The 722-nt window shown below is 53.6% G+C and carries 1 protein-coding gene; it reads left to right on the top strand.

All coding sequences use genetic code 11. The annotated features are described in order from the left end of the window. The coding region (locus ABEW32_RS26350) for an AMP-binding protein (protein WP_430193265.1) at positions 1-722 on the top strand (722 nt) is incomplete at both ends.

Raw genomic sequence — 722 nt, 5'->3', positions numbered from 1 at the left:
GTATCGGAGGTTGCAGCTGTAGAAGAAGGAGCACTGTTCCATGCCTATGTAGAAGAACAAGCGCAGCTTGTACCGGATCATATGGCAGTGGTGTACGAGGAGCAGCAGCTTACGTACCGCGAACTGAACGAACGTGCCAACCAATTGGCGCGTAGATTGCGAAAGGAAGGCATTGCACGCGAATCCATTGTCGGCATTCTGAGTGAACGCTCGGTAGACATGCTGGTCGGTGTATTGGCAGTGTGGAAGGCCGGAGGTGCCTATGTGCCACTGGATGCAGACTATCCATCCGAACGGATTCGCTTTATGCTCGAGGACAGCGGCGCGACGGTACTGTTAACTCAGACGGGATTGCAGGAGCGCGCACAAGCTTGGCTGAATGAAAGCCAGCTGGAGACGGCGGTTAGCGTTGAAACGGTGGAAAAAGATAGCCTCAATGAAGGCTTAGGCTTGAAATCAGATTCGGTGTCTGACAGTGAAGCAGCATCTGAATCAGCAACAAAGCTGCATCTACGTACTGTATTAGCGCTGGACGATGAGTCACTGTACACGGGAGATACGACAGACGTCGAACCGATCAACGAGCCGCACGATCTGGCGTATGTGATCTATACGTCCGGGACAACAGGACGTCCGAAGGGCGTCATGATCGAGCATCGCAGCTTGGTGAATACGGCTGCGGCCTATCGCCGGGATTATCGTCTAAACCAGTTCCCGGTACG

The organism is Paenibacillus jamilae (genome assembly GCF_050482105.1).
Classification (GTDB): Bacteria; Bacillota; Bacilli; order Paenibacillales; family Paenibacillaceae; genus Paenibacillus; species Paenibacillus jamilae_B.
This window is presented reverse-complemented; position numbering and strand designations above follow the sequence as displayed.